23 protein-coding genes and 1 tRNA gene are annotated in these 21,546 nt (G+C 65.1%); 12 read left to right on the top strand and 12 right to left on the bottom strand.

The features are described from left to right. The first annotated feature begins 182 nt into the window (after positions 1-182). Both B2W55_RS18265 and B2W55_RS18270 read left to right on the top strand, forming a co-directional pair. The gene (locus tag B2W55_RS18265) at positions 183-1,481 is read left to right on the top strand and encodes an MFS transporter (RefSeq protein WP_024583125.1); all 1,299 of its coding nucleotides are present in this window, start codon (positions 183-185) and stop codon (positions 1,479-1,481) included. Between the two features lie 204 nt (positions 1,482-1,685). After that, positions 1,686-2,561 carry an SDR family oxidoreductase gene (locus B2W55_RS18270; RefSeq protein ID WP_024583124.1) on the top strand — a complete coding sequence of 292 codons (876 nt, stop codon included), beginning with the start codon at positions 1,686-1,688 and terminating at the stop codon, positions 2,559-2,561. Position 2,562: 1 nt separating this feature from the next. Here the strand turns inward: B2W55_RS18270 and B2W55_RS18275 are convergent, their stop codons facing one another. Beyond that, complete coding sequence (locus B2W55_RS18275; RefSeq protein WP_024583123.1) at positions 2,563-2,898, bottom strand: GIY-YIG nuclease family protein; 336 nt, start codon at positions 2,896-2,898, stop codon at positions 2,563-2,565. Between the two features lie 103 nt (positions 2,899-3,001). Here B2W55_RS18275 and B2W55_RS18280 point away from each other — a divergent pair, with 103 nt between their 5' ends. Further along, positions 3,002-3,427 carry a hypothetical protein gene (locus B2W55_RS18280; protein WP_024583122.1) on the top strand — a complete coding sequence of 142 codons (426 nt, stop codon included), beginning with the start codon at positions 3,002-3,004 and terminating at the stop codon, positions 3,425-3,427. A 5-nt stretch (positions 3,428-3,432) separates the two neighbouring features. Here B2W55_RS18280 and B2W55_RS18285 read toward each other — a convergent pair whose 3' ends face one another. Then, complete coding sequence (locus tag B2W55_RS18285; protein ID WP_024583121.1) at positions 3,433-4,098, bottom strand: glutathione S-transferase family protein; 666 nt, start codon at positions 4,096-4,098, stop codon at positions 3,433-3,435. 131 nt (positions 4,099-4,229) lie between these two features. Between B2W55_RS18285 and B2W55_RS18290 the strand changes: the two genes are divergently transcribed. The 4 genes from B2W55_RS18290 to panE all read left to right on the top strand — a co-directional run bounded on the left by B2W55_RS18290 (position 4,230) and on the right by panE (position 8,050). After that, positions 4,230-4,817: a DUF2239 family protein gene (locus B2W55_RS18290; RefSeq protein WP_024583120.1), complete on the top strand. Its 588-nt coding sequence runs from the start codon at positions 4,230-4,232 to the stop codon at positions 4,815-4,817. A gap of 132 nt (positions 4,818-4,949) precedes the next feature. Next, complete coding sequence (locus B2W55_RS18295; RefSeq protein WP_371412425.1) at positions 4,950-6,299, top strand: MATE family efflux transporter; 1,350 nt, start codon at positions 4,950-4,952, stop codon at positions 6,297-6,299. A gap of 112 nt (positions 6,300-6,411) precedes the next feature. Then, positions 6,412-7,017, top strand: a complete 606-nt coding sequence (locus B2W55_RS18300) for a 2-hydroxychromene-2-carboxylate isomerase (RefSeq protein WP_024583118.1) — start codon at positions 6,412-6,414, stop codon at positions 7,015-7,017. Between the two features lie 112 nt (positions 7,018-7,129). Further along, a complete protein-coding gene (gene panE / locus B2W55_RS18305) occupies positions 7,130-8,050 on the top strand; it encodes a 2-dehydropantoate 2-reductase (RefSeq protein ID WP_024583117.1) in 921 nt (306 codons plus the stop codon). A gap of 145 nt (positions 8,051-8,195) precedes the next feature. Here the strand turns inward: panE and B2W55_RS18310 are convergent, their stop codons facing one another. From B2W55_RS18310 to B2W55_RS18325, 4 genes are all read right to left on the bottom strand, one after another. Next, a complete protein-coding gene (locus B2W55_RS18310) occupies positions 8,196-8,771 on the bottom strand; it encodes a c-type cytochrome (protein ID WP_024583116.1) in 576 nt (191 codons plus the stop codon). Between the two features lie 246 nt (positions 8,772-9,017). Continuing rightward, entirely contained in the window at positions 9,018-10,295 is a 1,278-nt protein-coding gene (locus B2W55_RS18315; RefSeq protein ID WP_024583115.1) for a PQQ-dependent sugar dehydrogenase, read from the bottom strand. Positions 10,296-10,566: 271 nt separating this feature from the next. Continuing rightward, a complete protein-coding gene (locus B2W55_RS18320; protein WP_043855215.1) occupies positions 10,567-11,235 on the bottom strand; it encodes a DUF2865 domain-containing protein in 669 nt (222 codons plus the stop codon). A 240-nt stretch (positions 11,236-11,475) separates the two neighbouring features. Continuing rightward, positions 11,476-11,550, bottom strand: a tRNA-Gly gene (locus B2W55_RS18325). 452 nt (positions 11,551-12,002) lie between these two features. On the opposite strand from B2W55_RS18325, the gene trxA reads away from it, so the two are divergent. Then, positions 12,003-12,923, top strand: coding sequence for a thioredoxin (gene trxA / locus B2W55_RS18330; RefSeq protein ID WP_024583113.1), 921 nt, complete (start codon positions 12,003-12,005; stop codon positions 12,921-12,923). 30 nt (positions 12,924-12,953) lie between these two features. Further along, entirely contained in the window at positions 12,954-13,628 is a 675-nt protein-coding gene (locus tag B2W55_RS18335) for an LON peptidase substrate-binding domain-containing protein (protein ID WP_024583112.1), read from the top strand. Between the two features lie 15 nt (positions 13,629-13,643). Here B2W55_RS18335 and B2W55_RS18340 read toward each other — a convergent pair whose 3' ends face one another. The 5 genes from B2W55_RS18340 to B2W55_RS18360 all read right to left on the bottom strand — a co-directional run bounded on the left by B2W55_RS18340 (position 13,644) and on the right by B2W55_RS18360 (position 18,232). Beyond that, complete coding sequence (locus tag B2W55_RS18340) at positions 13,644-14,198, bottom strand: cytochrome b/b6 domain-containing protein (RefSeq protein ID WP_024583111.1); 555 nt, start codon at positions 14,196-14,198, stop codon at positions 13,644-13,646. Between the two features lie 34 nt (positions 14,199-14,232). Further along, positions 14,233-14,517: a PepSY domain-containing protein gene (locus B2W55_RS18345; RefSeq protein WP_371412430.1), complete on the bottom strand. Its 285-nt coding sequence runs from the start codon at positions 14,515-14,517 to the stop codon at positions 14,233-14,235. A gap of 203 nt (positions 14,518-14,720) precedes the next feature. After that, positions 14,721-17,258: a bifunctional diguanylate cyclase/phosphodiesterase gene (locus B2W55_RS18350; RefSeq protein WP_024583109.1), complete on the bottom strand. Its 2,538-nt coding sequence runs from the start codon at positions 17,256-17,258 to the stop codon at positions 14,721-14,723. 161 nt (positions 17,259-17,419) lie between these two features. Then, positions 17,420-17,869, bottom strand: coding sequence for a PaaI family thioesterase (locus B2W55_RS18355; protein WP_043855216.1), 450 nt, complete (start codon positions 17,867-17,869; stop codon positions 17,420-17,422). A 12-nt stretch (positions 17,870-17,881) separates the two neighbouring features. After that, complete coding sequence (locus B2W55_RS18360) at positions 17,882-18,232, bottom strand: hypothetical protein (RefSeq protein WP_024583108.1); 351 nt, start codon at positions 18,230-18,232, stop codon at positions 17,882-17,884. Positions 18,233-18,336: 104 nt separating this feature from the next. Between B2W55_RS18360 and B2W55_RS18365 the strand changes: the two genes are divergently transcribed. The 3 genes from B2W55_RS18365 (at position 18,337) to B2W55_RS18375 (ending at position 20,118) form a co-directional block, all read left to right on the top strand. Next, entirely contained in the window at positions 18,337-18,873 is a 537-nt protein-coding gene (locus B2W55_RS18365) for a TetR/AcrR family transcriptional regulator (protein WP_024583107.1), read from the top strand. A 46-nt stretch (positions 18,874-18,919) separates the two neighbouring features. Continuing rightward, entirely contained in the window at positions 18,920-19,117 is a 198-nt protein-coding gene (locus B2W55_RS18370; RefSeq protein WP_018269337.1) for a Trm112 family protein, read from the top strand. Positions 19,118-19,197: 80 nt separating this feature from the next. Further along, a complete protein-coding gene (locus tag B2W55_RS18375) occupies positions 19,198-20,118 on the top strand; it encodes an alpha/beta hydrolase family protein (protein WP_024583106.1) in 921 nt (306 codons plus the stop codon). Positions 20,119-20,136: 18 nt separating this feature from the next. Here the strand turns inward: B2W55_RS18375 and B2W55_RS18380 are convergent, their stop codons facing one another. Continuing rightward, the gene (locus tag B2W55_RS18380) at positions 20,137-21,357 is read right to left on the bottom strand and encodes a ubiquinone biosynthesis hydroxylase (protein WP_024583105.1); all 1,221 of its coding nucleotides are present in this window, start codon (positions 21,355-21,357) and stop codon (positions 20,137-20,139) included. Positions 21,358-21,546: the final 189 nt, after the last annotated feature.

Consider the following 21,546-nt stretch of genomic DNA (forward strand, 5'->3'; position numbering starts at 1 on the left):
TCTCCCCGTCGGGGAGAGGTGAACGTGCTCGTGGCCGACCGATACAATCCAGCTTCATCTCGTTCTAAGGACCGAGCAAACGCTGCTTTGCCCTGCCTGCGACATCGCGATAGATTGACGGTCCGCGCAACTCCGGCCGCGGATCGCAAACAGCCGGCGAACAATTTCTCCGGGGAACGCGGATGAGCACGGCGGAATCCAAATCGATCGAAGTCGCAGAAATCGAGGACACCAGTCTCCTCGCCTTCTACCGCGACATGAATTTGCAGGAACGGCGCACGTTCTGGGCCTGCGCCTCGGGCTGGACGCTCGACGGCATGGATTTCATGATCTATCCGCTGGTCATTGGCACCATCATCACGCTGTGGAAGGTCGACGCCGGCACTGCCGGGCTCGCCGGAACCGTGACGCTGCTGGCCTCCGCCGTCGGCGGCTGGCTCGGCGGCTATCTCTCCGACCGGATCGGGCGGGTGAAGACGTTGCAGCTCACCATCATCTGGTTCTCGTTCTTCTCGCTGGTCTGCGCCGTGGTGCAAAATTTCGACCAGTTGCTGATCGCCCGCGCGCTGCTCGGCCTCGGCTTCGGTGGCGAATGGGCCGCGGGTGCAGTGCTGATCGGCGAGGCGATCCGGCCGCAATATCGCGGCCGCGCGGTCGGCTCGGTGCAGTCGGGCTGGGCGATCGGCTGGGGCTTTGCGGTGCTGGCGCAGGCGGTGCTGTTCTCGGTGCTCCCGCCGGAAAACGCCTGGCGCTGGATGTTCGTGATCGGCGCGCTGCCGGCCTTGCTCGTATTCTATCTGCGCCGCTACGTCACCGAGCCCGAGATCTCCGCTGCCACGATGGCGAAGCAGAAGGCCTCCGGCAGCGGACCCGCCTCGCTGTGGGAAATCTTTCAAGGCCCGATCCTGAAGACCACGTTGCTCGCCTCGCTGGTCGGTACCGGCATGCAGGGCGGCTACTACGCCATCACCTTCTGGGTGCCGCGCTTCCTCACCACCGAGCGCAAGCTGTCGGTGGTCGGCTCGACCGGCTACCTCGCGACGCTGATCGTCGGCTCCTTCATCGGCTATCTGGTCGGCGCCTGGCTCGCCGACCGGATCGGCCGCCGCAACCTGTTCCTGATCTTCTCGCTCGGCGCCATCGCGGTGGTGTTGCTCTACACCCAGCTGCCGCTCTCCAACCAGGTGCTGTGGGTGCTGGGCTTCCCGCTCGGCTTCTTTGCCTCGGGCTATTTCTCGGGCATGGGCGCATTCCTGACCGAGCTGTATCCGACCCGGCTGCGCGGCTCAGGCCAGGGCTTCTGCTACAATTTCGGCCGCGGCGTCGGCGCGCTGTTTCCGTTCCTGGTCGGCGCGCTCTCGACCACGACCACACTGGCCAACGCGATCGCGATCTTTGCCGTCGCGGCCTATGGCGTGTTCTTCATCGCCGCCTACGCGCTGCCGGAGACCCGCGGCCGCGTGCTGCATGCGGATGGGTAGGGTTGTCAGCGGCGCGACGGCCGCGCGGCTCGCTTCGCCTCTCCCCCTGTGGGAGAGGCCGGATTGCATCACCAGATGCAATCCGGGTGAGGCGTCGCGGGCTATCCGCGCGGTGCACCGTGTGGAGAAATACCCCTCACCCCCAACCCTCTCCCACAAGGGGAGAGGGGGCCATCGTCTCGTGCGTCCCTCACGGAGGTTCTCATGACATCGCTCAAAGACAAGACGCTGTTCATCTCGGGTGCGAGCCGCGGCATCGGGCTTGCGATCGCGCTGCGCGCCGCGCGTGACGGCGCCAATGTCGCAATCGCGGCCAAGACCGCCGAGCCGCATCCGAAGCTGAAGGGCACGATCTACACCGCCGCCGACGAGGTCCGCGCCGCCGGCGGCAAGGCACTGCCTGTCATCTGCGACATCAGGGACGAGGCGCAGGTGATGGCGGCGATCGAGCAGACCGTCGCCGAGTTCGGCGGCATCGACGTCTGCGTCAACAATGCCAGCGCCATCAGCCTGACCAATTCGCAGGCGACCGACATGAAGCGCTACGACCTGATGATGGGGATCAACACCCGCGGCACCTTCATGGTGTCGAAATACTGCATCCCGCATCTGAAGAAGGCGCAGAATCCGCATATCCTGATGCTGTCGCCACCGCTCGACATGAAGACGAAATGGTTCGAGCATTCGACCGCCTACACGATGGCGAAGTTCGGCATGAGCATGTGCGTGCTGGGGCTCGCGGGCGAACTGAAATCCGCCGGCGTCGCCGTCAACGCGCTGTGGCCGCGCACCACGATCGCGACCGCCGCGGTCGGCAACCTGCTCGGCGGCGACGCCATGATGCGCGCCAGCCGCACGCCCGAGATCATGGGCGATGCGGCCCATGCGATCATCACCCGGCCGTCACGCGAATTCACCGGGCATTTCTGCATCGACGACAAGGTGCTCTATGCCAATGGCGTGCGCGATTTCGAGCACTACCGCGTCGATCCCTCGGTGCCGCTGATGTCGGATTTCTTCGTGCCGGACGACGACGCGCCGCCGCCCGGCGTCACCGTGCAGCCGCTGCCTGCGCGCTAGGCTACAGCGCAGACGCCTTCAGCTGCTCGCGCCAATGCGCCACGCGCTCCTTGAGCAGCGTGTCGCGCACGTAGGCGAGCTCCTCGTCCTCGATCCGCTCCAGCGTTTCAAGCGACAGGCTTTCCGCGCCATGCGCCGTCCAGGCGCGCTGCAATCCGGCATTGCGGTGGCTGCCCATCCGCAGCGTGAACCAGATCCGGTTCTGGATCTTGTCGAGATCGGGCGCCTGCCCGACCCAGACCTCCCCCGTCGCGCGGCAGCGGATCGCGAACACGCCGGCAACGCTCGCGCGCTTCTTGTAGTCGGCAATGGCTTGCTTGCGGTCCTCGGTCTTCATCGCGGCTCCTGTCGACTCACTGAACTAATTATATCCGGGTATTATTGACAATGCAATTATGCCCGGGTAAAAAAGACCATCCGTACCTCGTGAGACGACCGCCATGGACACCGCCTGCTATCTCGAGCCGACCTGGAATGCCGGACGCGACTTCGCCCAGCGCGAGATCGCAGGCGAATTGGTGATGCTCAATCTGTTGCGCTTCCGCGAGATCGCCGATTATTCGCAAAGCCCCGAGCTGGCCCCGCCGCAGCCGATATCAGGCGCGGAGGCATACGACCGCTATGTCGCGCACACCCTCCCGCACTTGCGGAAGAGCGGCGGCGACATCCTGTTCATGGGGAATGGCGGCCCGCTCTTGATCGGGCCCGAAGGCGAGCGCTGGGATCGCGCGATGCTGATCCGGCAAAAGAGCCGCGGCGCGTTCCTCGCCTTCGCGGTGGCGGAGGCCTACCTCGCCGGGATCGGACATCGCACCGCGGCGCTGGCGGATTCGCGGCTGCTGCCGCTGGTCGAGCTGCCGCGATGACCGCGTTATCGACCGACCTCGTACGGTCCGCCCTTCTCCAGCGCCCGCGCATAGGCCGGGCGCGCGTGGATGCGCTCGAGGAACGCGACGCAGCGCGGATGGCCCGCCTCGAGCCCACCGCGCGCAGCGGCAGCCTCGAGCGGGAAGCTCATCTGGATGTCGGCGCCGGAGAATTCGCCGCCTGCGAACCACTCGCTCTTGCCGAGTTCGCTTTCCCAATAGGCCATATGCTGCTTGAGCTGCGGATTGACCAGCGTGGACAGCGCCTGGTTCGAGACCTTGCGCACCAGCGGCCGCAACAGCGCCGGCGCCCGCTTCGGCATCAACGTGAACAAGAGCTTGAGCAGCAGCGGCGTCATCGCCGAGCCCTCGGCATAGTGCAGCCAATAGGTGTAGCGCAGCCGCTCCGGCGTATCGGCTTGCGGAATCAGGCGGCCATTGCCGTAGGTCGCGATGACGTATTCGAGGATCGCGCCGGATTCCGCGATGGTGTTGCCATTGTCGGTGACGACCGGCGACTTGCCGAGCGGATGGATCGCGCGCAGCTCCTTCGGCGCCCGCATGTCGGGCTGCCGCTGATAGCGCACGATCTCATAGGGCACGCCCAATTCCTCGAGCAGCCACAGCACGCGCTGCGAGCGGGAATTGTTGAGATGGTGAACCGTCAGCATGGGCGTCCTCTGCAATGTCAGCGCGGTCGAGCGGCGTTTGGTGCCAGCCCGACGCAGGAAAGTCGAGATGCACGCGCCTGGATCATTGGAAATTACCCGGGCAATATGTCGCGCAGCCAGGGAGGCCCGCAATGACCCCAGCCTATATCGCCTTCGAAAAGGAGCGCCGCATCGCGGCCGGCGAGCTCAGCGACGTTGCCCGCGCCGTCAAGCAATTGCTCGACCAGCGCAAGGACGCCGCGATCCTGGTGTTCAACGGCCGCACCTCGGCGCTGGTCGATATCGACTTCCGCGGCTCGGTCGACGACGTGCTGGCCCGTCTGCCGAAGCTCGCGCCGCGCAGTGACGAGGAACCCGCCGCGTCCGTTGCGCCGCGCGGGCCCGGCCGTCCGAAGCTCGGCGTCGTGGCGCGCGAGATCACGCTGTTGCCGCGGCACTGGGACTGGCTCGCGCAACAGAGGGGCGGCGCGTCGGTTGCGATCCGCAAACTGGTCGACGAGGCGCGGCGCGCCAGCGGCGACAAGGATCGCACGCGCAGCGCGCAGGAAGCGGCCTATCGCTTCATGACGACAATGGGCGGCAACCGGCCGCATTACGAGGACGCGATCCGCGCGCTGTTCGCACACGACCGGCGCCACTTCGCGACCCTGATCGCGGACTGGCCAGCCGATATCCGTGACCACGTGATCGCGCTCGCCCATAGCGATCAAGCGGACTAGCGCGTTTTGAACAGACTGGACGAGTAACCTCGAACGAGATGTCGTCCCTGCGAAGGCAGCGACGACGGCGGTGTGTGCCGCCTGGCCTGAGATGCACGACCGTCTGAGCGGTCCAGTTTTTGGAAATTGAACGTGTCCACACCTTCCTCCCTGCGCAAAGCCTTCCTGTCCTTCCTGGCGCCGATGCTGCTGAGCAACGTGCTCCAGTCGTTGTTCGGCACCGTCAACGGCGTCTATCTCGGCCAGATGATCGGCGTCGACGCGCTGGCGGCCGTCTCGGTGTTCTTTCCGGTGATGTTCTTCTTCATCGCATTCGTGATCGGTCTCAGTGCCGGCGCATCCGTCATGATCGGCCAGGCCTGGGGCGCCAACGAACCCGATCGGGTCAAGGCGGTCGCCGGCACCACCATGACCGTCACGCTGCTGCTGGCCGTTGCGATCGCGATATCAGGCGGCCTGTTCACGCGGCCGCTCCTGGTCGCGCTTGCGACGCCGCCTGACGTGCTCGACGCGGCGGTGTCCTATGCACGGATCATGATGATCAGCATGCCCATCACCTTCGCGTTCCTGCTGCTGACGGCGATGATGCGCGGCGTCGGCGACACCGTGACGCCGCTGGTTGCGCTGACGGTCTCGACCATCACCGGCCTCGTGGTGACGCCGGCGCTTATCCGTGGCTGGCTCGGCCTGCCGATGCTGGGCGTCGCCAGCGCGGCCGTCGCCTCCACCGTCTCGGGCGTCGTGACGCTGCTGTGGCTGCATGTCCACATGCTGCGGCACAAGCATGCACTCGCCTTCGACGCCGCCTTCCTGCGCGCAATGCGGCCGAACGGCGCCCTGCTCCGCATCGTGCTGCGGCTCGGCATTCCGACCGCGATCGGCATGGTGGTGGTCTCGCTCGCCGAGCTGGTGCTGCTCGGCCTCGTCAACGGCTTCGGCTCGGATGCCACCGCCGCCTATGGCGCGGTCAACCAGGTGATCGGCTATGTCCAGTTCCCGGCGATCTCGATCGCGATCACGACCTCGATCTTCGGCGCGCAGGCGATCGGCCGCGGCGAGCCGGGCCAGGTCGGTGCCATCGTCAGGACCGGGCTCGAGATGAACCTGTGGCTCACCGGCGGACTGGTGGTGCTCGGCTATCTGTTCGCGCGACCCTTGATGGGCTTCTTCATCGTCGATCCCGCCGTGCTCGCGCTGGCACAGCAGCTGCTGTACATCGTGCTGTGGAGCATGGTGCTGTTCGGCATGGCGACGGTATTTTCCGGCGCGATGCGCGCCGGCGGCACGGTGTGGATGCCGCTGTTGATCTCGACCCTGGTGATCGCGGTGGTCGAGGTGCCGGTCGCGATCCTGCTCAGCCGCGCCATCGGGATCAGCGGCATCTGGATCGCCTATCCGGTGACCTTTGCAACCATGTTCCTGTTGCAGATGGCCTATTACACGCTGGTATGGCGCAAGCAGACCGTCACGCGGCTGATTTGACATCGCGCGCGGCGGCTCACATGATGATTATCATATTCTACGGATGGCACCTGCCGCAGCAGGTCCATGCTACACCAGGCCCATACCAGACAAGACCGAGGGAGAGACCGCCGTGAGCCAAAATCCACAATTCCTGTTCGATTTCGGCAGCCCCAACGCGTTCCTCAGCCATGAGGCGATCCCGGCGATCGAACAGCGCACCGGCGTCAAGTTCGAGTATGTCCCGATCCTGCTCGGCGGCATCTTCAAGGCCACCAACAACAAGTCGCCGGCCGAGACGCTGGCCGGCGTCAAGAACAAGCCCGATTTCATGAAGATCGAGACCGAGCGCTTCCTCAAGCGCTTCCGCGTCAAGCCCTACACCTGGAACCCGTTCTTCCCGGTCAATACGCTGAACCTGATGCGCGCGGCGGTCGCCGCCCAGCTCGAGGGCGTGTACGAGAGATATATCGAGGCCGCTTTCCATCACATGTGGGTCGAACCGAAGAAGATGGACGATCCCGAAATCGCCGGCAAAGCCATCGCCTCCTCCGGGCTCGATGCGGCCAAGCTGTTCGCGCGTGCGCAGGATGCCGACGTCAAGGCGAAGCTGATCGAAAACACCCAGCACGCCGTGGAGCGTGGCGCATTCGGCTCACCGACCTTCTTCGTCGGCAAGGAGATCTTCTTCGGCAAGGAGCAGCTGCGCGAAGTCGAGGAATTGGTGTCGGGAAAGTGAGATGAGCTGACGGCGAATAGCGAGTAGCGAATAGCCGGTTCAGATCCCTATTTATCCGCCATTCCCCATTCGCCCCTGGCTTCCGGGCAACAACAAAGAAGGACAAATTCCCATGCGCGTTCTCGTGGTCGGCGCCGGTGCGATCGGCGGTTACTTCGGCGGCCGGATGCTTCAGGCCGGCCGCGACGTCACTTTCCTGGTACGCCCCCGCCGCGCCGCCGAGCTCGCCTCCGCCGGGCTCGTGATCAAGAGCCCGAACGGCGATGTCACGCTGAGCAATCCGCCGACCGTGCAGGCCGACCGGCTTTCGGACAAGTTCGACGTCGTGCTGCTGAGCTGCAAGGCGTTCGATCTCGAGGACGCGATCAAGTCGTTTGCGCCAGCGGTCGGCGACCAGACCGCGATCATCCCGTTGCTCAACGGCATGCTGCATCTCGATGCGCTCGACAAGACATTCGGCGCCCAGCACGTGCTCGGCGGGCTCTGCGCGATCGCGGCGACCTTGAACGAGAAGCGCGAGGTGGTGCAGCTGCAACCGATGCAGGGGCTGAATTTCGGCGAACGTGCCGGCGGGACGTCGGACCGGGTGCGCGCGATCGCGGAGACCTTCTCCGCAATCAATGGCGCGGCCGCCAGCGAGCACATCATGCAGGACATGTGGGAGAAGTGGGTGTTCCTGGCATCGCTCGCCGCCTCCACCAGTCTGATGCGGACCTCGGTCGGCAACATCCTGGCCGCGCCCGGCGGCAAGGACTTCCTGCTCGGCATCCTCGACGAATGCAGCGCGATCGCCGCCGCTGCCGGTCATCAACCCGGCGGCCCGTTCTTCCAGCGCACCCGCGGGCTGCTGACCACCGAGGGCTCGCCGATGACCGCATCGATGTTCCGCGACATCAAGGCCGGGCTGCCGGTCGAAGCCGACCACGTGATCGGCGACCTGATCGTGCGCGCGGATGCGGCCAAGATCCCGGTGCCCAAGCTGCGCACCGCCTACACGCATCTCAAGGCGTATGAGAAGCAGCGGCAGGCGTAATATCACCAGTGTCGTCCCGGCGAAGGCCGGGACCCATACGCCGTGGCCTCCCGATTTGAGGCGGAGCGGATTGATATCCGTTCAAGACAATCGAAGCCCGTGGTTATGGGTCCCTGCTTTCGCAGGGACGACACCATTTTTGCCGCTACAAATGCGCCAGGTAATGCGCCAGCGCGGTGATCTCCTCGTCGCTCAGCGGATAGGCCACATCGGCCATCGCGGCCTGCGCGCCGCCGGAGCGGACGCCCGACTTGTAGTCGTGCAGCGCCTTGACGAGATATTCCTCGCGCTGGCCGGCGATGCGGGCCACTTTGGTGCCGGCGAAGGTGTCGCCATGGCATGACGCGCAGCGGCGGCCGGCGGCGGCCTGCTTGCCCTTTTCGGACAAGTCAGGATTGTCGTCCTTGCCGCCCTTGAACGGCGGCAGCGACGCGAAATAGGCGCCGAGATTGCGGATATCCTCGTTGTTGAGCTGCTCGACGATCGGCTGCATCTGCTCGTTCTTGCGCGCGCCGGCGCGAAAGAACACCAATTGCCATTGAATGAACTGATCGAGCTGGCCCGCCAGCGAGGGAATGTTCTCGGTCTGCGAGATGCCGTTGTCGCCATGACAGCCGGCGCAGATTTCGGCCTTCTCCTTGCCGGCGGCGACGTCGGCCGCCTGGGCCGACGATGCCAGCAGGATGGCCGCTGACAGAATTCCGAGCGACGCATGACGCATTGTCAGTTTCTCCGGCTGTCATTGCCTGGCTCAGCCCGGCAACCCATCGTGCTTGCTAAAGGGTTCTTGTTGGGATGGATGCCCGGATCCCGTCTTCGCCAAGGCTTCGACGAGGCCTCGGTCTGAGGCACGCCGTAGCCTCGGCGAAGGCGGCAAGTCCGGGCATGAGGAGGTGGTTCCGCGGTTGATCGCAACAGAGGCTGCGGATGCCTCACGGCCACCGCAGCCCCTCAATGCGTTCAGCCGTTACTTCTTGCTGTAGCTGATGCGATAGATCGCACCGGCCCAGTCGTCGGCGACGAGGATGGAGCCATCCTTGTCGAGCAGGATATCGGCGGGACGGCCGAGATAACCCTGGTCACCCTCGATCCAGCCGGATGCGAAGATTTCCTGCTTGGCATTCTTGCCGTCCGGGCTCGCGGTGATCTTCACGATGCGGCCGCCCTGGTACTTGTGCCGGTTCCAGGAGCCATGCTCGGCGATCAGGATCGCGTTCTTGTAATCGGCCGGGAATTGGCTGCCGGTATAGAACTTCATGCCGAGCGGAGCCACGTGCGCGCCGAGATTGTAGACTGGCGGGGTGAACTCCGAGCACTTGTGACCCATCGCGAACTTGGTGTCCGGCAAATTGCCCTGGTGGCAATAGGGATAGCCGAAATGCTCGCCGATCTTCGAGATCATGTTGAGCTTGTCGCTCGGCAGATCGTCGCTGATCCAGTCACGGGCGTTTTCGGTGAACCAGTACTTGCCGGTGCGCGGATCGACGTCGCCGCCGACCGAGTTGCGCACGCCGAGCGCCCAGATCTCTGCGTTGCCGGTCTTGGGATCGACGCGGCGGATCTGCGACACCGAGGTCGGCGGGATGCCGATGTTGAAGGGCGGTCCGAACGGAATGTAGAACCAGCCGTCCTTGTCGACGGCGATGTACTTCCAGCCATGCGCCGCATAGGACGGCATGTCGTCATACACCACCTTGCCCTGGCCGAGATTGTCGAGATTGGCCTCGGCGTTGTCGTACTTGATCAGCTTGTCGACCGCGATGACGTAGAGCGCGCCGTCGCGGAAGGCGAGGCCGGTCGGCATGTTGAGGCCCTTGAGGATGGTCTTGACCTCTTTCTTGCCGTTGTTGTCCTTGATCGCGTAGACGTTGCCGAGGCCGAACGAGCCGACGAACAGCGTGCCCTTGTCGCCCCAGGCCATCTGCCGCGCCGCGAGCACGTTCGAGGCATAGACCTCGATCTTGAAGCCCGGCGGCAGCTTGATCTTCTTCATCATGGTGGCGAGTTCGGCGTCGGAGGCGCCGGTCGGCGGACCGGACGGCGGGGCAAGGCCCTTCTGCGCTTCGGTCTCGTCGCCGAGGAACCAGTCATCCGGCGGATGGGTCCAGAATTCCTTGTTGCCGGATTCGTATTTCTTCAGCGCGCGGCTCTTGTCGGTCTGTTGCTGCGCATTGGCGAAGGTGCTCCCCGCCAGCAGCGCGATCGCCGCGAACGCAAGTATTGATCGATTGAAAGCTGATTTCATCGAGTCACTCCCCTATGCAAGCCGTTGCAGCTTGCCTGTTATTGATTTTGAACGCCCTGAGAGATGGTGGTTGGCGCGGTCTGTGAGGTAGGTCAGACGGCAAAATGGTAGCACATCCATCGACGCTGAAAAGCGCATGCAGCAGTGTGCGCTGCGTCAAAACAAGTTGAGACGAAATTTGAAACGAAATTTTCCCGCACACGCTGCCTGATAACAAGGCATTCTGCACTGCGGCGTAATATTCGAATGAAGCTAACGCTCGGAATCGCCGCTAACGCGCCGAGAGGCGCGCGAGACCGAGCGCTTGCGCCTTGGCCTTCGACAGCGGCCTGAATAAAACGCTGCGGCGCTGCCCGCCGGAGATCGCCGCGATCTTGAAGCCGTCATCGGCGGCGACGATGTCGCCGGTCCGCAACGTCATGTCGTCCTCGATCGCGATCGGCGACAGGCCGGTCGACGCACTGGCGTTGCACGTGCATTGCGGCACGATCTCGCGCTGGAAGCGGAAGGCATTCGCCAGCGCCTTGTAGGTCTCGCCCGCTTCGGTTCGGGCGCTGTCGATGTCGGAGCCGGAATACAGCTTCACCTCGGCGGCGGGGCAGGCGGCCTCGCACGCCCTGACATCCACCGCCTCGCTCACCTGCGGCAGCGGGAAGAAGCGGCCATCGCAGGTCCTGACGCAGAAGTTGCGCCAGCCGCCGCCCGATCGCGTCGTGATGTAGACCCGCCGCCGCGGTTGCTCGGCGGGCTCAAACTCAGGCGCCGGCGCAAAGCCGGGCATGGCAAAGAAATTGGGCGCCGGGGTGTAGGCCGAGTCGCTCGGCAATTGCTGCGCTGAAGCCGGCGGACATGCCCAGCCGCCAACGATCACGACCAGCACAGCAACGCCCGCGCGAGCCAGACGGCGGTTCAATCCGGAAGCTGGGGTCCAACCGATCATTCAATTTCTTGCAGTTGCTTGCCGGGCCGGGAGTGGATCGGCCGACACAACCACAGATTCCTATCAGTTTTGAGAATGCACCATCTGACGCTCAAGGCCGGAAGCGGCCCTCGTGCGGCCCGCGGCATCTTGCCTCCGGGTTCGCGACCCGCGCCCGGACAACAAAAAAGCCCGCTTCGACGGGCGGGCCTTCATCAGATTGTCAGCTGTGTCAGCGAGATATTCGGTCAGCGAGATGTTTGGAGCGGGCGAAGGGGCTCGAACCCTCGACCCCGACCTTGGCAAGGTCGTGCTCTACCACTGAGCTACACCCGCGTCCGAAATGGCGGCGATCGCTCGCCGGCAACGGCAGACCTATGCCAAAAGCCGCTCGCGAATGCAACACAAGAGCGCGGTCCGGGACTCACGAAATCGGGTGGTTTCCTTAAAAATTGACCCCGAATCGACCGAATTTGACGATCCTGCTGGATTTCTTTTTGCGCTTCTGCCGGAACGGGCCGCAAGGCGATCGCGTTCCGGGGCGATTCGAGTCGAGGTCCACCCGGTGGGATGGCGTTGAAATCCGGAGTCCCCGATCGAACCCGGCCGGGCGGCCGGCGATTGAAATTTGCCGACTGACCGCCATTTACTGGGCGTGATCTTGCGGAAAACCGGTTCCCACTTTTCCGGGATCATGCTCTAGCCTGACAGAACGGCTGAACCGGCCGTGCGGAGCGTGCTAGAACGCCCCCATAATTTTTGACCTCAGACGACCAGGCGAGGACAACGTGACGATAATGGAGCAGGGCGGCCCCACGCCCCAGGCAGCGCCCGATCTGATCAAGGAGACGACGACCCAGACCTTCGTCAAGGACGTCATCGAGGAATCGCGCCGTCAGCCGGTGCTGATCGACTTCTGGGCGCCCTGGTGCGGTCCGTGCCGTCAGCTCACGCCGATGCTTGAAAAGGCGGTCCGCAACGCCAAGGGCCGGGTCAAGCTGGTCAAGATGAACATCGACGACCACCCGCAGATCCCGGGCCAGATGGGCATCCAGTCGATCCCGGCCGTGATCGCCTTCGTCAACGGCCAGCCCGCCGATGGCTTCATGGGCGCGGTGCCGGAGAGCCAGCTCAACGCCTTCATCGACAAGATCACCAAGGGCGTCCCGGCCGCCGGCGAGCCCAATCTGACCGAGATCCTGGCCGAGGCCGATGCCGTGCTCGCCGAGGGCGACGCCGAGGCGGCCGCGCAGATCTATGCCGAGGTGCTGGCGCACGACGCCACCAACATCGCAGCCCTTGCCGGCCTCGCCAAATGCTACATGACGTCGGGTGCGGTGGAGCAGGCCAAGCAGACGCTCGCGATGGTCCCGGAATCCAAGCGCAACGACGCCGCGGTGAAGGCGGTGCAGACGGCGATCGAGCTCGCCGAGCAGGCGCAGTCGGTCGGTCCGATCGCGGAGCTGGAACAGAAAGTCGCCGCAAACCCGCTCGATCATCAGGCCAGGTTCGATCTCGCAACCGCGCTCAATGCGATGGGCAAGCGCACTGAAGCGACCGAGCAGCTGCTCGCCATCGTCAAGCGCGACCGCAAGTGGAACGACGACGGCGCGCGCAAGCAGCTGGTGCAGTTCTTCGAGGCGTGGGGCGGCACCGATGAAGCAACCGTCGAGGGGCGCAGGCGGTTGTCGACCATCCTGTTCTCGTAAGATTCGCCCGTCACAGCAGCGGGACCGCAAATGCCGATCAATGCCGAATATCGCGGGCCCGGCGAGCTGCCGGAGGTGATCCCGGTGTTCCCGCTGCCCGGCGCGCTGCTGTTGCCGCGCGGCCAGATGCCGCTGAACATCTTCGAGCCGCGCTATCTCGCGATGATCGACGACGCGCTGCGCGACGGTCATCGCCTGATCGGGATGATCCAGCCCGACGTGGCGCATTCGCACAAGGAGGCGAGGCCGGCGCTGTTCCGCATCGGCTGCGTCGGCCGCATCACCCAGCTCGCCGAATCCGGCGACGGCCGCTACATCCTCGAACTGACCGGCGTCGCGCGCTTCAAGGTGGTCGAGGAGCTGACCGTGCAGACCCCGTACCGGCAGTGCAAGGTCGATTTCTTCTCATTCATCGGCGACTTCACCGCGCGCAAGGGCGAAGACGCCGTCGACCGCAAGGCGCTGCTCGAGGTGCTCGCCGATTTCCTCGAAGCCAACAATCTGAAGGTCGACTGGGACGGCATCGAATCCGCGCCCAACGAGGCGCTGGTCAATGCGCTGGCGATGATGTCGCCCTATGGTCCGGCCGAGAAGCAGGCGATGCTCGAGGCGCCCGACCTGAAGACCCGGGCCGAGATCCTGATCGCGGTCACCGAAATGGACCTCGCCAAGAAGCGCACGTCGGGCGACCCGCCGGTGCAGTAGCCACCGGTTTCGCGATCAGCGATTGCGCAGCCGCTTGCGTCCCGTGAACATCGCGCGCACCAGGTTCTGACGCTGTAGCAAGCCGACCACGATGACGCCGAGCACGTGCAGCCCCACCAGGATGATGACCGCATCCGAGGCGTAGGCATGGGTATCCTCGACCCACCACACGCCGAAGAAGGTCACGGTGACCGCCATCGCCCCCGTGATCGCCGAGACCGCAAGCAACAGCAGCAGCGTCACCAGCATCGCGGTGCCCGCGGGGTTGAGCCCGATATAGCGGCCGGTGATGCCGCGGCGCAGATTCCAGATGTAACGCGGTGCGGCGCGCAGCCGGACACCGAGCCTGCCGAAACGCGCATAGCGCGTGCCGGCAAAGCCCCAGATCAACCGGAACGCCAAGAGCCCGATCACCGCATAACCCGCGATCCGGTGCAGCCGGTCATAGGCATTGGGCGTCAGCCATGCGATCAGGACAAGGATGGCGAGCGCCCAGTGCCAGAGCCGCAGCGGCAGGTCCCAGACCTGCACGCTGGCCGCGCCGCGGGCACCCGGCGCCGCCTTCGTCATCGCGCCTGCTTCACTCGGTGGCTCACTTGGCCGTTCACTTGGCGATCGTGTGCTTCAGGCTGAGATCCTCCGGGCTGTAGAACAGCTCGTAGAGCTTGCCTTCCTTGACGCCATACACCTCGTAGCAGGAGCCCTCGATCTTCGAGCGGCGCACCTCGTAGCCGGCGGCCTTGGCCTTGGCTTCGGCATCGCTCGCCGGCTTCCACGACGCCTTGTCGAGCTTGGTGCAATCCTTGTAGCCGTCGGCCAGCGCCGCCGACCCCGCCAGTCCGAGCACACAGGCTGCAAGCGCAGCGCTCAAGATAATTCTCACGCGGATCTCCCCTCCATTGACGATGATGCCCGATGGCGCCATCGCGCCCGGACACATGCGTGAGCAAAACTGCGGTGATCGCCAAGTCAAGCAAGCGCGGTTTGCACGGCGCTTTAGAGCCATTCTAGCGGTCGCGAAAACCGCTTTGATCTCCACGCGCAATCCGGTTTTGCCGCTCGGCTGCGGCCTTACGCCTCATCCGCACCCGATCAGGACGCGGCACCCGCCATTGCGAGGCGAACCACCGGACGTTCGGCGGCCGCCACGGCCCGTCCACCGATCATTTGCGCGACTTTCTCGCTCTGGACCGGCGGGCTGAAGTGGAAGCCCTGCACTTCGACGCAGGAATCCGCGCGGAGAATGTCGAGCTGCTCCCTGGTTTCGACGCCTTCGGCCGTCGTCGTCTTGCCGAGGCTGACCGCGAACCGAACGATCGCACGCGCGATCCTGCGCGACTCGTCGGTTGCCCCCGCGAGTTCGGAGACGAAGCTGCGGTCGATCTTGACCTTGTCGAACGGAAACTTCTGAAGGAAGCTCAGCGACGAGTAGCCGGTGCCGAAATCGTCGAGCGCGATCCGTACCCCGAGATCGTGCAATTGGCTGAGCGCTGCAAACACCGCTTCGCTGTCCTGGATGATCGCCGTCTCGGTGACCTCGAGCTCGAGCCTGTCAGGCGAAACTCCGGCGTTTGCCAACGCCTGCACGATCACCGGCACCAGCTCCGGGCTCCTGAACTGCACCGGTGACAGGTTGATCGCGATCTTGAGATCGTCGGGCCATTTGGCGGCTTCGGCGCAGGCGGTACGCATCACCCATTCCCCGAGCGGCACGATCAGGCCGGTCTCTTCCGCCAGCGGGATGAACTGCGCCGGCGACACCATGCCGCGTTGCGGGTGATGCCACCGCAACAGCGCCTCGAAGCCGCAGGTCTCGCCGCTCGCGACATGGATGAACGGCTGATAGTGCAACTCGAACTCGCCGTTGGCGAGCGCGCTGCGCATGTCGCGCTCGAGGCCGCGGCGGGATTGCAGCAACCGGTCGAGCTCCGGCTCGAAGAAACGGAACGAGCCGCGCCCGCCGCTCTTGGCCGAGTAGAGCGCAAGGTCGGCGCTGCGCAGGATCTCGTCCGAATCGGTGCCGTCGCGCGGCGCGATCGCGATGCCGATGCTGGTGCTGGTGCTCACCCGGTGGTGGCCGAGATCGATCGGCTCGCTGAGCGCCTTTCTGATCTTCTCGGCAAGCACGCCGGCTTCCGCAACCGGATCGGTGACGTAGTCGATGACGGCGAACTCGTCGCCGCCGAGCCGCGCGACCAGCGTGGTGTCGCCGACGCATCTGCGCAACCGTGCGGCCACCGACTTGAGCAGCGCATCGCCCGCCGGATGCCCGAGCGTGTCGTTGACCTCCTTGAAGCGATCGAGATCGAGCATCAGCACTGCAAGGCTTGGTCCGCCGCATCTCGCGCCGGAGAGCGCCTGCTCCATCCACTCCTTGAGCAGCACGCGGTTCGGCAGGTCGGTCAGCGCGTCGTGTTGCGCCATGTAGGTGATCTTGGCCTCGGAGCGCCGCTGCTCGGTGACGTCGCGGTGCGTCGCCACCCAGCCGCCGCCGGGCATCGGCTGCCGCGTCACGCAGATCAGGCGGCCGTCGGCAAGCTCGTCGACCCGGCTGCTGATCTGGTCGGCCGGCAACGCATTCAATGTCGCCAGCACCTGGGTCGCGGCACTGTCGCTGGTCTCGCCCTTGAGGACGCCGTTGGCGATCCGATGCGTGATGATCTCGCGATGCGCAGTGCCGGGCAGCAGCAATTCGGGCGGCAGCCGGTACATCTTGGCGTAGCGTTCGTTGCACACGACGAGGCGCTTCTCCGCGTCGAACATGCAGAGCCCCTCCCCCATGTGGTTGATCGCAGTGTCGAGCCGGAGCCTCTGCTCCTCCAGCTCCTTCTGCGACGCCTCGACCTGTTGTCGCGCCAGCGACAGCTGGCTGATGATCTCCTCGAAGCGGTGGGTGCGCAGCGCCAGCCGGCGGTCCGCGAGCACGCCGACCAGGCTCATCCCGAGCACCGAGAGCGCGACGCCCGCGATCACGATGGCAAGGAACGCCGGCGAGAGCGACATCGCTTCCGGACTCAACGACGGATCCGGGACGATCTCGACCGCGCCCATCGCGGTGAAATGATGCGACACGATCGCAAGCGTCAGCAGCACCGCCGCGACGAGCGACATCCAGCGATCCTGGTGTCGGACCGCGACCGACAGCGCAGCGTAGCCGAACAGCATGCCGAACGCGATGGAGGCCACCACGAGATCGGTCGACCAGACCACGCGGCCCGGCACTTCGAGTGCCCACATTCCGAGATAGTGCATGCTGGCGATGCCGACGCCGATCACGGCGCCGCCGACCGGTGCACGCCAGCCGCCGCTCGAATCGCTGGCGGCGAGGCCGAGGCCGCATGAGGTCAGCATCATCGCCACGGCGAGCGACAGCGCGGTCAGCGAGATGCCGTAGCCGGTCGGGACGCCGGGCTCGTAGGCGAGCATGGCAATGAAATGCGTGGCCCAGATGCCGTAGCCGATCGCAGCCCCCGCGATCGCGATCCAGATCAGCCGCGTCCGCGCCTGCGATGCGATCGCGCGATGGAAGATGTTGACGGCGACAATGCTGGCGACGAAGCAGACCAGTCCGGCGAGCAAAACGAGCCGCCAGTCATGCTCACCTGAAAGACACGTAAGAACGCGAAACATGCATCGGTCCATGGTTGTCCGTGCCGACAAGCTAGGCCGATTGAATTGTCGTCTCGATAATTTTCTGCAACTTTTGGTCGCATGGTTATCCGCGCGTAAGCCGATTCCACACGGAAATTGATGGCTCCATAAATTCTGTAGCCGCATCACTTCGCGTTGCTTCAAGCCTCGAGCGGTACGAGCACGGTCTCTCCGGTTGCGACCAGCGATAGCTCGCCCTGCTCGTTCTCCACAAACAATTCGGCGCGCGCAAAAATCTGCCGGCGCCCGGCACGCAACGTGGTGCCTTTGGCAACGAAGCAGCGGCCCACGGCCGGCCTCAGACAGTTCATCGAGAAATGCGATGCGGTGACCGAGCCTACGATCGACGCCGCGGCGAAGCCGCATGCGGTATCGAGCAGAGCCGCGATCATGCCGGCATGCAGGTGCCCCGCATACTGGGTGAGATCGTCGCGCCACGGCATGCGCAGCTCGACTTCACCGGCACCGGCGCAGACGACTTCGAGGCCGACAAGCCGATTGAACGCCGCCGACGCATTGGTCGCAATCAAACGCTCCAGATCGAATCCCGCTCCGTTGGAGACGCCCTGGCCGACACGATCATTCGTCATGGTTGCCCTCCGCTAATAGCCGGCGACCGCGAGCGCCACGACGGCGCTCATCGCCATCCAGCCGAAGTGCCGGAAGCGGGTCGCGACTGCATTAGCCAGCGCGGCGAAGCCGAACACGATGCCGAGCGTCACCACGATCCAGTGCCGCGCGGCGTCGGACGCCATTGCGGGCGCAGCGACCAGCAGCACACCGCCGCCGATCCAGGCCACCGTACCCGCCTGATAGACCAGATGGAGCAGGAAACGCAGTCGCGGCGGCTCGATCGTGGCGCGCGCGAATATTTTGGTCTCGCCGAGCACGCCATGGATCAGGCTGACCAGGATGGCGATCACTCCGGCGCCTTGCAGCAACAGATCACGCATCGCAACACCTCCGTACAGTACTGTATGGACAGTGCAGATAGAACATCCGTCGCTGGCGCCTGTCAATACACTTGTGTATGGTCGACGGGCGCGAACGGAAAACCATGACGGAACAGCTCTCAGCCAAGGACTGGCTCGACCAGGGCCTGAAGACGCTGGCGAAGCGCGGCTTCACGGCGCTCAAGGCCGAGCCGCTGGCCAAGGCGATGGGCGTCTCGCGCGGCAGCTTCTATTGGCATTTCGCCGACATCGCCGCCTACCGCAGCGCGATTCTCAGCCATTGGCGCGAGGTCGCGGCCGAGCAGGTGATCGCCGAGCTCGAGACGGTTCCGAAGGGCGCCGACGCGCTGGCGCTGTTGCTGCGCCGGACCTTCTCGGCGCGGCTCGCGCTGGAACGCGCAGTGCGCAGCTGGGCGACCGTCGATGCGACGACGCGGGCCGCCGTGCTCGAGGTCGACCGGCGCCGGATCGGCTACATCGAGACCCTGCTGCTGCAAACCGGATTCCCCGACGACGTGGCGCGCGGCCGCGCCCAGATCTTCTATTGGGCGTTCATCGGCTACGCGCTGTCCGAGCAGACCTTGCCGAAGGCGCAGCAACAGGCGGCGATCGACGAGCTGCTTCGCATGACCAAGCGCTGACAGCCTGCATTTGACTATGCTACACGGTGGGAAGCCGGAGACCGCAATGAATTCCACGACCGACCATCTCGAAAGCACCGCCGACCCAAAACTGCTCGAAATCCTGGTGTGCCCAATCACCAAGGGGCCGCTCGAATTCGACGCCGCGCGGCAGGAGCTGATCTCGCGGTCCGCGAAGCTCGCCTATCCGATCCGCGACGGCATCCCGATCATGCTGCCGGAAGAGGCGCGCAAGATCGACTAGGGCGTGTTCTGAAAAACTGCGAAACAGTTTTCCCCACGACAAACGCGAAACGTTCGACCATGCTTCGGTAAAGGGATCACATGCGCGCCGTCGTCACATGGCTGCTGCTGCTCGTTTCGCTGACGAGCGCGTCGGCCGACGAGAGCAAGTTGCGCATCGGCCCGATCGACGCGGTGCTGGCGGTCCCACCCGACGTCGCCAAGCCGCCGGTGGCGCTGCTGATCGCCGGCTCCGGCTCGACCGACCATGACGGCAACGGACCGCAGCTCAAGCCGGCGACGCTGAAGAAACTCTCCGAACAACTGGTTGCGCGCGGCATCGCGACGCTGCGCTACGACAAGCGCGGCGCCGGCGAATGGAAGAAGGAGTTCGGCCGTCCAGAGGACTTCCGCTTCAAGGACTTCGTCGGCGACGCGGCATCGTTGATCGACTATTTGCGCGGCAGCGGCAGGTTCTCGCGTGTCGCAGTGGTCGGACACAGCGAGGGCGGTCTGGTCGCGATCCTCGCGGCGCAGCGCGTGCCGGTCGACCGGCTGGTGCTGCTGGCGACCGCGGCGCGCAAGCAGGGCGACGTGCTGAAGGCGCAGCTCGAGAAGCAGATGCCGGCGGACAAGTTCGCGCCGATCGGCAAGGCCATCGATGACATCATGGCCGGGCAGATCGTCGACCCGCCGCCGGCAGGGCTTGCGATCGCGCCGGCGATGCAGCCCGCAATGGCGTCCGGCTTCAACGAGGATCCGGTCGATCCGATGCGGAAGATCACCGGGCCGACGCTGATCATCGCCGGCGGCCGCGACCACCAGCTGCCGCGGCTCGATTTCCTCGCGCTCACCACCGCCGACGTCGCAGCCAAATCGCTGTGGCTGCCGAACATGAATCATTTGCTGGTCGACGTCACCGACCAGGCCGAGGACATGGCGAGCTACAATCAGCCAGAGCGGCCGCTCGACCCCGATATGATCGACGCAGTGGCAGAGTTCGTCACCGCGCAGCGCCCCTGATGCGTCGCGCAGCGAGGACTACAGCGCCTCGCCCTTCAACAGACGCGGCACTTCGCCCGACAGTCCCGCCGCCTGGCGGATGAACATGCCCTTCAGCGGCGGCGCGCGATCGACCAGGCCGAGACCGATGTCGCGCACGGTGCGCAGCAATGTCGATTCGTTGGAGAACAGAAAGTTCAGCGCGTTGGTGGCAACGCCCATCGCCATCGTGTCGAAGCGGCGCCAGCGCTGGTAGCGCTCGAGTACGTCGGCCTGTCCGAGATCCATGCCGAGCCGCGCCGCGTCGACCACGACCTCTGCCAATGCTGCGACATCCTTCAGGCCCATATTGAGTCCCTGCCCCGCGATCGGATGGATCACGTGGGCGGCATCGCCGATCAATGCCAGCCGTTCGGCGATGAAGGAGCGCGCGACGAAATAGCCGAGCGGAAACGCGCGCGGCTTGTCGAGCGGCTTGATCTCGCCGAGATGCAGGCCGAAGCGTTGCTCGAGCTCGGCGTGGAATTCCTCGGCGCTCAAAGCCGTGATGCGCGCGGCGTCCTTGCGCGTCTCGGTCCACACCAGCGACGAACGGTTGCCGGTCAGCGGCAGGATCGCGAACGGGCCCGCGGGCAGGAAATGCTCCTCGGCGCGGCCATGATGCTCGCGCTCATGCCCGACCGTGACCACGATGCCGGATTGATCATAGTCCCAGCCATGGGTCGCGATCCCGGCCCGTTCGCGCAGCTTCGAGCGCGCGCCGTCGGCGGCGACCAGCAGGCTCGCATCGATCTCGGCGTCGTCGGCCAAGGTGACGCTGACGCCGTCGGGCCGCGAGGCGAAGCTCGACACCGCGGTCGCGCGCAGCTCGACGCCTTCGGCTTCGGCCCGCGCCGCCAGCGCATCGATCAAATAGCGGTTCTCGACCATATGGGCGAAAGGCTCGCCGGGCTCGACATTGCCGGCGAAGGTCAGAAACACCGGGCGGGTCGCGTCCTCCAGCTTGGAGTCGGTCACCACCATGTCGGTGATCGGCTGCGCGGTCGGCGCCACCTGGCCCCACACGCCGAGGGTCTCGAACAGCCGCCGGCAGGCCGCCACGATCGCGGTCGCCCGGGGATCGCGGCTCGGGCGCTGGCTCAGTGCCGGATCGGCCACGATCACCGGAACGTCCGGCCCCAGCCCCTGGCGCAACGCCACGGCCAGCGCCAGACCGGCGAATGCACCCCCGCAGATGACAATACTTCGCTGTGCCGGCATGCCTTTTCCCTACGCGCCTCACGCCATCAGACTGTGCTTGCTACCTGATATTAGCTGGGCGAAACAGGGGGCAGAAACAAGGCCATAATTCAACGGTCGTCATTCCGGGGCACGCGCAGCGTGAGCCTGGAATCCATCAAGCCGCATGTTGCGTGGATGAATGGATTCCGGGCTCTCGCTTCGCGAGCG

It is taken from the genome of Bradyrhizobium sp. UBA2491 (assembly GCF_002341725.1).
GTDB lineage: Bacteria > Pseudomonadota > Alphaproteobacteria > Rhizobiales > Xanthobacteraceae > Bradyrhizobium.

Excerpts from the sequence above, each read along its gene's own strand:
- B2W55_RS18280 (WP_024583122.1), top strand. The coding sequence starts at position 3,002 with ATGGACACCGCCTGCTATCTCGAGCCGACCTGGAATGCCGGACGCGAC.
- panE (WP_024583117.1), top strand. The coding sequence starts at position 7,130 with ATGCGCGTTCTCGTGGTCGGCGCCGGTGCGATCGGCGGTTACTTCGGC.
- B2W55_RS18350 (WP_024583109.1), bottom strand. The coding sequence starts at position 17,258 with ATGTTTCGCGTTCTTACGTGTCTTTCAGGTGAGCATGACTGGCGGCTC.
- B2W55_RS18365 (WP_024583107.1), top strand. The coding sequence starts at position 18,337 with ATGACGGAACAGCTCTCAGCCAAGGACTGGCTCGACCAGGGCCTGAAG.
- B2W55_RS18340 (WP_024583111.1), bottom strand. The coding sequence starts at position 14,198 with ATGACGAAGGCGGCGCCGGGTGCCCGCGGCGCGGCCAGCGTGCAGGTC.
- B2W55_RS18265 (WP_024583125.1), top strand. The coding sequence starts at position 183 with ATGAGCACGGCGGAATCCAAATCGATCGAAGTCGCAGAAATCGAGGAC.
- B2W55_RS18285 (WP_024583121.1), bottom strand. The coding sequence starts at position 4,098 with ATGCTGACGGTTCACCATCTCAACAATTCCCGCTCGCAGCGCGTGCTG.
- B2W55_RS18360 (WP_024583108.1), bottom strand. The coding sequence starts at position 18,232 with ATGCGTGATCTGTTGCTGCAAGGCGCCGGAGTGATCGCCATCCTGGTC.
- B2W55_RS18320 (WP_043855215.1), bottom strand. The coding sequence starts at position 11,235 with ATGATCGGTTGGACCCCAGCTTCCGGATTGAACCGCCGTCTGGCTCGC.
- B2W55_RS18310 (WP_024583116.1), bottom strand. The coding sequence starts at position 8,771 with ATGCGTCATGCGTCGCTCGGAATTCTGTCAGCGGCCATCCTGCTGGCA.
- B2W55_RS18275 (WP_024583123.1), bottom strand. The coding sequence starts at position 2,898 with ATGAAGACCGAGGACCGCAAGCAAGCCATTGCCGACTACAAGAAGCGC.
- B2W55_RS18375 (WP_024583106.1), top strand. The coding sequence starts at position 19,198 with ATGCGCGCCGTCGTCACATGGCTGCTGCTGCTCGTTTCGCTGACGAGC.
- B2W55_RS18290 (WP_024583120.1), top strand. The coding sequence starts at position 4,230 with ATGACCCCAGCCTATATCGCCTTCGAAAAGGAGCGCCGCATCGCGGCC.
- B2W55_RS18270 (WP_024583124.1), top strand. The coding sequence starts at position 1,686 with ATGACATCGCTCAAAGACAAGACGCTGTTCATCTCGGGTGCGAGCCGC.
- B2W55_RS18335 (WP_024583112.1), top strand. The coding sequence starts at position 12,954 with ATGCCGATCAATGCCGAATATCGCGGGCCCGGCGAGCTGCCGGAGGTG.
- B2W55_RS18315 (WP_024583115.1), bottom strand. The coding sequence starts at position 10,295 with ATGAAATCAGCTTTCAATCGATCAATACTTGCGTTCGCGGCGATCGCG.
- B2W55_RS18355 (WP_043855216.1), bottom strand. The coding sequence starts at position 17,869 with ATGACGAATGATCGTGTCGGCCAGGGCGTCTCCAACGGAGCGGGATTC.
- B2W55_RS18380 (WP_024583105.1), bottom strand. The coding sequence starts at position 21,357 with ATGCCGGCACAGCGAAGTATTGTCATCTGCGGGGGTGCATTCGCCGGT.
- B2W55_RS18370 (WP_018269337.1), top strand. The coding sequence starts at position 18,920 with ATGAATTCCACGACCGACCATCTCGAAAGCACCGCCGACCCAAAACTG.